The sequence below is a fragment of the Noviherbaspirillum denitrificans genome (genome assembly GCF_002211445.1).
In the GTDB taxonomy this organism is placed as follows: Bacteria; Pseudomonadota; Gammaproteobacteria; order Burkholderiales; family Burkholderiaceae_D; genus Noviherbaspirillum; species Noviherbaspirillum denitrificans.
The window spans coordinates 840,828-847,925 of the sequence record NZ_LSTO01000001.1; the positions used below are offsets into that span (position 1 = coordinate 840,828).

Genomic DNA, 7,098 nt, shown 5'->3' on the forward strand with positions numbered 1-7,098 from the left:
TTGTTGTTGCTGTTGAGGTAACCGCGCAACTCCACCGGCTTCTTGTCGTCGGTGCGGCGCAGACGGACGGTCATGCGCCATCCGCCTGTCGCTTCGTTGCGGATGGTGTTTGTCTCCAGCACCTTCCCGTTGGCGTCGCTGCCGACCACGGCTTCGACCTTGTCGCCGGCCGTGAGCTTCTTCAACGCCGGACCTTCGAAATCGACCGACAGCGCAATGCTGTCATCCGGCTTCTTCACCCAGCCATGGCCGCGGCGCGTCTGCACCGTCCACGACGAAGGCGGACGCTTTTCCGCATCCTTCTGCCACAGCAACCGGTATTCGAAATCGAAAGGCTCGCCGGGGCGCGGCGGGTTGTCGGGTACCCAGAAGGCAACGATGTTGTCGTTGGTTTCGTCCGGCGTCGGGATCTGGATCAGCTCCACCCGTCCGGCACCCCACTGCCCCTTCGGCTCCACCCAGGCGCTGGGGCGCATTTCATAACGCGCTTCGAGGTCTTCATAACTGTTGAATTGCCGGTCCCGCTGCATCAATCCGAATCCTGCCGGATTGTTGAGCGCAAACGAGGTCACCAGCAACCGCCTGGGGTTCACCAATGGACGCCAGATCCACTCGCCGGTTCCCGACTGGATCGCGAGTCCGTCGGAATCGTGCACTTCCGGCCGGTAATCCTCGATCTGTGCGCGCTGATTCTCGCCGAAAAAATACATGCTGGTCAGCGGCGCGATGCCGAGCTTGGTCACGTTTTCCCGCAGGTACAGTTGCGCCTTCACATCGACCGCGGCGTCGGTGCCCGGCTTCAGCGTGAAGCGGTAGGCGCCCGCCAGGCGCGGCGAGTTGAGCAGCGCGTAGATCACGAGTTCCTTCGCGCCGGCGGCGGGGCGCTCCGCCCAGAACTCGGTGAAGTGGGGAAATTCTTCACCCGAAGCGAGCGCGGTATCAATCGCGAGTCCGCGTGCCGACAGTCCGTACAGCTGGCCCTTGCCCACCGCGCGGAAATAGCTTGCGCCGAGGAAGACCAGCACCTCGTCCTTGTACTTCGGCGTGTTGACCGGATAGTGCACGCGGAAGCCGGCGAAGCCGAGGCCGGCCAGGTCCTTCGGCTGCAATTCGTTGGCGCCGTAGTCGAAGGACTTCGGGTCGAAGCGGATTTCCTGCACCGCCTTGCCGTTGACCTCGTATATCTTGACCGGCGTGTCGAAGGTACGGCCCTGGTGGAAGAAGGCAAGTTCGAAGGGCAGCTTCGCATTGCGCCACCACGCGCGTGAAGGATCGAAGCGGATATCGCGGTACTGGTCGTAATCAAGGCTGGCAAGCGCCTTCGATACGTTTTTCACCGGCTTTACATAGGCGGACGACGCCAGCTTGCGCGCCCTTGCCGCCACGTCGTCAAAATTGAAGGCATGTGCGGACGCGGTGAGCAGCAGGGAGCCGCAGGCCACGCAAAGTGCAGTATTGATCCATGTCATCGATATCGCGATTTGGTTGGTATATGGCCGTATGGTGCAGTGCATCGCTGTTACTGTTTTGATCGTGGGCAATCATTGTCCAATTTGTACCGGTCGCAGCGCCGGAAGTCGCCTATGCCATTGGTGAAACACGGTTACAATGGCCAACCGACCTTGCCCGCAAGACATCCCATTCGTCCACAAAGCAGGCCCCTGATGAAACTGCCGACCTTCATCATCGAGAACATCGACCACATCGTCGCCGAGTGGAAAAAAGCGGTTCTTCCCGCCGTCTCGCCCCTCGAAGGGCAGGCGAAGCAAATCCTGATGGCCGTGGCTGCAGATATTGCTTCCGGGGCGGACCATGAAACTTCGTCCGCTGCCATCACTGCACGTACCTTGCTGCGCGCCATGCCGGACTTCGATGTCCGGCAGGTCAGCGACGCCTTGCGCCAGTTGCGCGCCGTCGTACCGTCGCTGTGGAAATCGGATGAAGCCCGCCCGCACGCAGAGTGGCAGCGGTTTCATCAAGCGCTCGATTTCGCTGTCGGCGAAGCGGTCGCGCAGCATGCGCTGCAGGTTGAACGCACCCGCGCGCTGTTCCTCGGCATGCTGGGGCATGACTTGCGTACGCCGCTCTCCGTCATCAACATGGCCTGCGAATACCTTGCGCGCGACGACGTCCCGCAGGAGCGCAAGGCCGAGGCCGTCACGCGTGTGCATCGCTGCGCGGGAACCCTGGAAGGCATGATCCGGGATGTGCTGGACTTTGCGCGTTCACGAATTGGCAAGACCATGGTGGTCGCGAAGAAGCCCGCCGACCTCGACGCGGTATGCCGGCAGGCGCTCGAGGATATTCGCGCGGAACATCCGCGCTGCGAATTCTGCTTCGCGCATACGGGGATGCTGGACGCTGTCGCCGACAGTGCGCGCCTGCGCCAGGCGCTGCGCAACCTGCTCGACAGCGCGGCGCGCAACGGCGTGCGCGGCATGCCGATCCACCTGCATGCCGCTGCCTGCGACGATGCCATCGTTTTCCGTGTGAGCTGTACGGCGCAGGCGCTGTCCGCCGACATGGTACGTACGATGTTCGATCCCATTGCCCAGCTCGCCATTGCCGGCGCCAACCCGGAAGGCAATCCGCCGGCCGATCTCGGCCTCGAACTGTTCATTGCGCGTGAAATCCTGCGCGTGCATGGCGGCGAAGCCAGCGTTGCCGCCCGTGACGGCGAGCTGGCGTTCGAGGCGCGGCTGCCGAGATAAGCTGGCCCCTGTACGCAGGGCGGGGTACGATGGGATGTCTCCATGCGCCTTCCGCACACCATGCCGTCCTCATCCAAGACCGTATCCCTTGTCCTCGGCGCCGGCGGCGCGCGCGGACTGGCCCATATCGGCGTCATCCAGTGGTTGACGGAGAACGGCTATCGCATCCGCTCGATTGCCGGCTCATCGATGGGGGCGCTGGTCGGCGGCATTTATGCGGCGGACAAGCTGGAAGCCTATGCCGAATGGACGCTGGCGCTGGAACGCATGGAAGTGCTGCGCCTGCTCGATCCTGCATTCGGACGTGCAGGGCTGTTCAAGGGCGAGCGTGTGATCGCCCAGCTGCGCAACCTGATCGGCGACGCCGACATCGAAGCGCTGCCGGTATCCTTTACTGCGGTAGCGATGGAGCTGGAGACAGGCCGGGAAGTGTGGCTGCGTGAAGGCAAGCTGTTCGATGCGATCCGGGCCTCGATCGCGATTCCGCTGCTGCTCACGCCAGCCGAACTCGATGGCCGCATGCTGGTCGATGGCGGACTGGTCAACCCGGTGCCCATCGCGCCAACGCTCGACGACCGCAACGACCTCATCGTCGCGGTGAACCCCGGCGGCCGCTACGAGCAGCGTGCGGCGCAAGTGACCAGCGCACCGATTCCGGGCCAGAACGACTACCGCCAGCGCATTCATGCGTTCATCGAAAGCCTCAATCCGCTCAAGGAAGCAGCGGTCTCCGCGCCCGGCATGATCGACGTCGCGCTGCGCTCGATGGAAGCGATGGAAAACACCATTGCGCGCCTCAAGCTGGCCGCCTATTCCCCGGACGTAACCATTGAGATCCCGCGCAATGCCTGCCGCATCCATGAATTCTGGCGCGCCGAAGAAATGATTGCGCTGGGCCGTGAAAAGACGGCGAAGGCATTCGGCGCCAATGCCGGCTGATTGCAGCGCAATATCCGTAAAAACATGTGTTTACGGCATCGCCAGGCCGCATTTCAAACGGGCAACTCATTCTTGCTTGTATTAGATCAAGGCCCTGAATTGTGCTTTGCGGCATGATTATCTTTCCGCGCGTTGCGTTCGCCTGCCATGATCAAGAAAATCCGAGTGGACCAGCTCAAGGTCGGCATGTTTGTCCACGATTTCAATTGTTCGTGGATCGACCATCCCTTCCTGACCAACCGTGTGTCGATCTCCAATGACGCACAGCTGGAAAAGATCGCCGGTGCCGGGCTGCGCGAACTGTATATCGATACCGACCGCGGACTGGACGTCGAAGACGCACCGACCGCCGAGCAGGTTGAAGCCGTCATCGAATCCGAGCTCCAGGACCTCGCCCGCGCGCCTTCCCGCAATCGTCTCCGTGTCACGCTGAGCGAGGAAATGGCCCAGGCCGTGCAGGTCAAGAACCGCGCCTACCGCATCGTGCGCGACGCGATGCGCGACGTGCGCCTCGGCCGCGCGGTGGAACTCGACCAGGTCGAGCCGGTGGTGCAGGAAATCACCGAATCCCTCCTGCGCAACCAGGGCGCCCTGATCGGCCTGCTGCGCATCAAGAGCAAGGACGACTACACCTTCCTGCACTCCGTCACTGTCTGCACGCTGGTCGTGGCCTTCTGCCGTTCTGCCGGCCTCGATGACGACACCATGCACCAGGCCGGGCTCGGCGGGCTGCTGCATGATGTCGGCAAGGCACTGGTGCCGGATGAAATCCTCAACAAGCCGGGCCGCCTGACGGAAGAGGAATTTGCGATCATCAAGCGCCATCCGAAGGATGGTTACGATATCCTGCTGCGCTCCGGTTCGGTCGGCGAGATCCCGCTCGACATCACGCTGCATCACCACGAGCGCATGGACGGCAGTGGCTACACCAAGAAGCTGCCCGGCGAACGCATCAGCACGCTGACGCAAATGGCGGCGCTGGTCGATGTCTACGATGCGCTCACGTCTGACCGCTGCTACCACAAGGCGATCTCCGCCGCCGAAGCGCTGCGCAAGATCTTCGAGTGGAGCAAGAACGAATTCAACCCGCAGATGGTGCAGGCCTTCATGCACTGCGTCGGCATCTACCCGGTGGGCACGCTGGTCAGGCTGCAGTCCGGCCGCCTCGGCGTGGTCGTCGAACCGCATGAAACCGACCTGCTCAAACCCAAGGTCAACGTCTTCTTCAGCACCCGCTCCAACACCTACATCAGGCCGGAGCAGGTCGACCTCTCCCGGCCCTTCGGCATGGGCGGCGGCGACAAGATCCTGAGCCACGAATCGCCGGAAAAATGGCGCGTCGACCCGCTCAAGTTCATGAGCCTGCACTGATGAAGCTCATCTTCCTCTCGTAACACTCGCCGTACCGAACCGGGCGGCGAGTCCGGTTTTTCTTCCCGCGCATCGCGCGCATCACCCATTGCAATAACAACATGAACGATATCGTTTCCACGGCTGCCCTTATGCCGTCGCTGCATCCCATCATCGGCAACCGCGTCGAGCTGAACCTCTTCACGACGCTGCGCTGCAACCTCAAGTGCACCTATTGCTCGGAAAGCAAGGTGGTCAATTCCCAGGGCAAGCCCAGCTATTCGCTGGAGGCGCTCGACCGCTTCATCCGCACCCACCTCGACCGCCATGAAAAGTACGTCACTTTCTACGGCGGCGAGCCGACGCTCAATGTCGAATTCATGGAGCAGGTGATGCAGCGCTACCCGCATTTCCGCTTCCAGCTGCAGACCAACGGCACGCTGCTGCACCGCCTGCCCGACCACCTGCTGGCGAAGCTGTCCAACGTCCTCGTTTCGGTCGACGGCGGCGAGGCGATCACCGACGGCTTCCGCGGCAAGGGGGTGTACCGCCGCGTCGTCAACCGCGTGGGCGGCATCCGCGGGAAGGTCGGCGGCTCGCTCACGGCGCGCGTAACCTGGGGCAGCGAAGACACCAGCTTCGAGGAGCTGGACGAGCTGCTGCAGACCTTCGATTACGTGTACTGGCAGTTCGTGCAGAGCGACGGCGCCTACTCGGAAGAGGCGATGGCGAAGAAAAAGCAGGTACTCACGCAGCTGGTGCAGCGTTTCTTCGCCAGCAACGACACCCTCTATCCCTTCATCCCGCTGATGGGCATCGTGCGCAACAAGGTGCTGCCTTCGCGCGCCATCGAGCAATGTTCGGGCCATGCGCAGTGCCGCGCCTCGACGCATATCCTCAACGTGCTGCCGGACGGCTCGATCTTCCCTTGCCCGGACATGACCGACGACACCGGCATGCAGCATGGCAGCGTCACCGAAAACTGGCTCGCGCGCAGCCCGCTGCAGCCGCATCCGGACATGCCCTGCCAGTCCTGCGACGCCTATGCCTTCTGCCGCGGCAATTGCATGAAGAACCTGCACGTCGCCTATGTCCGCAAGGACGACAGCTACCGCCGCAATGTGGTGGAGCCGGTGTGCGAGCTGGTGAAGTTCCTCGGCGAGGAAATCGACCGCCATGATCCGCGCGGCTGGTTCGCACGGGCGCCGCTGGGGCTGCGCGACGTGATCGCGAATTGCGAAGTGTATGAGTACGTGGAAGTCATGCCGTAAGGGGCTATGCGTCCTTGCGTTTGCTGGACTACACTGATTCCAGCACAACCCGCCGGCACCGGTTCCTGTCGGAAATCCGGCAGCGCAAGAGGAGGACGCATGCACGCCTATGTCATCAAGACCCCCGACGGGTACCTGTACCCGTTCGCGGACGATGTCTCCCTGACCGACGACCAGTCGCTGGCCTGGCACTTCCTCAGCACGCGGGAAGCACGCGAGGCAGCCGAAAGCCGAGGCTATTACGATGGCGGTTTCAATATCCTTCGCGTGGAAGTCGAGCAGGACAAGATGAACCGCAGCGACAGCTGACTGGTTGGCGGTGTCAGGCCGGCGTCGGCGGCGCTTCCGGCACAGTATTGCCCGGCATGGCGTTGGGCGCGGCATGGCTTCCCATCCGCGCGCCTTGCACCATTTCCGTCATCCAGTTCATCAGCAATGCTGTATAGGCGCGTTGCCAATGCTCTTCCGACAGTCCATGGTCCGCGCCCTCGATCACGCGGTAGGTCAGCGAGCGCGACTTCACGCATGCGTCCCGGTAGCTGCAGATCACTTCATGCGGAATGGTGTTGTCGCATTCCGATTCCACCAGCAGCACATCGCCCCTGAATTCGGCGCAGGCACGCAGCGCCCGGTTGTCCTCCGGCTGCACCAGGCTGCGGCGGTAGGTGCCAAGGTCCTGCTCCTTGTGGAGCTGCCGTTTCGGCAGGCCCCAGCCGTTGTCCATGTACAGCGCCGGCACGCGCAGGGCCAGCCAGCGCACCGGGCGCAGCGCCGTCAGGATCGCGCCGAGATAGCCGCCGTAACTGCTGCCGACGAGCGCGATCGAC

7 protein-coding genes are annotated in these 7,098 nt (G+C 62.8%); 5 read left to right on the forward strand and 2 right to left on the reverse strand.

What is annotated here, in order from left to right:
* A partial coding sequence (locus AYR66_RS04230; protein WP_088709589.1) for a glucan biosynthesis protein G occupies nucleotides 1–1,469 on the reverse strand: 1,469 nt, incomplete at its 3' end.
* A 195-nt stretch (nucleotides 1,470–1,664) separates the two neighbouring features.
* Here AYR66_RS04230 and AYR66_RS04235 point away from each other — a divergent pair.
* The 5 genes from AYR66_RS04235 (at nucleotide 1,665) to AYR66_RS04255 (ending at nucleotide 6,580) form a co-directional block, all read left to right on the forward strand.
* Nucleotides 1,665–2,711 (forward strand): sensor histidine kinase, encoded by a 1,047-nt coding sequence (locus tag AYR66_RS04235; protein WP_170942058.1) that lies wholly within the window; start codon nucleotides 1,665–1,667, stop codon nucleotides 2,709–2,711.
* Nucleotides 2,712–2,753: 42 nt separating this feature from the next.
* Entirely contained in the window at nucleotides 2,754–3,650 is an 897-nt protein-coding gene (locus AYR66_RS04240) for a patatin-like phospholipase family protein (protein ID WP_206047049.1), read from the forward strand.
* Between the two features lie 147 nt (nucleotides 3,651–3,797).
* Nucleotides 3,798–5,021 carry an HD-GYP domain-containing protein gene (locus AYR66_RS04245; RefSeq protein WP_088706498.1) on the forward strand — a complete coding sequence of 408 codons (1,224 nt, stop codon included), beginning with the start codon at nucleotides 3,798–3,800 and terminating at the stop codon, nucleotides 5,019–5,021.
* A gap of 101 nt (nucleotides 5,022–5,122) precedes the next feature.
* Nucleotides 5,123–6,271, forward strand: a complete 1,149-nt coding sequence (locus tag AYR66_RS04250; protein WP_206047050.1) for a radical SAM/SPASM domain-containing protein — start codon at nucleotides 5,123–5,125, stop codon at nucleotides 6,269–6,271.
* A gap of 99 nt (nucleotides 6,272–6,370) precedes the next feature.
* Nucleotides 6,371–6,580 carry a hypothetical protein gene (locus AYR66_RS04255; protein WP_088706499.1) on the forward strand — a complete coding sequence of 70 codons (210 nt, stop codon included), beginning with the start codon at nucleotides 6,371–6,373 and terminating at the stop codon, nucleotides 6,578–6,580.
* A gap of 13 nt (nucleotides 6,581–6,593) precedes the next feature.
* Here the strand turns inward: AYR66_RS04255 and AYR66_RS04260 are convergent.
* Nucleotides 6,594–7,098: alpha/beta hydrolase family protein (locus tag AYR66_RS04260; RefSeq protein ID WP_420093084.1), on the reverse strand; the 505-nt coding region annotated here is incomplete at its 5' end.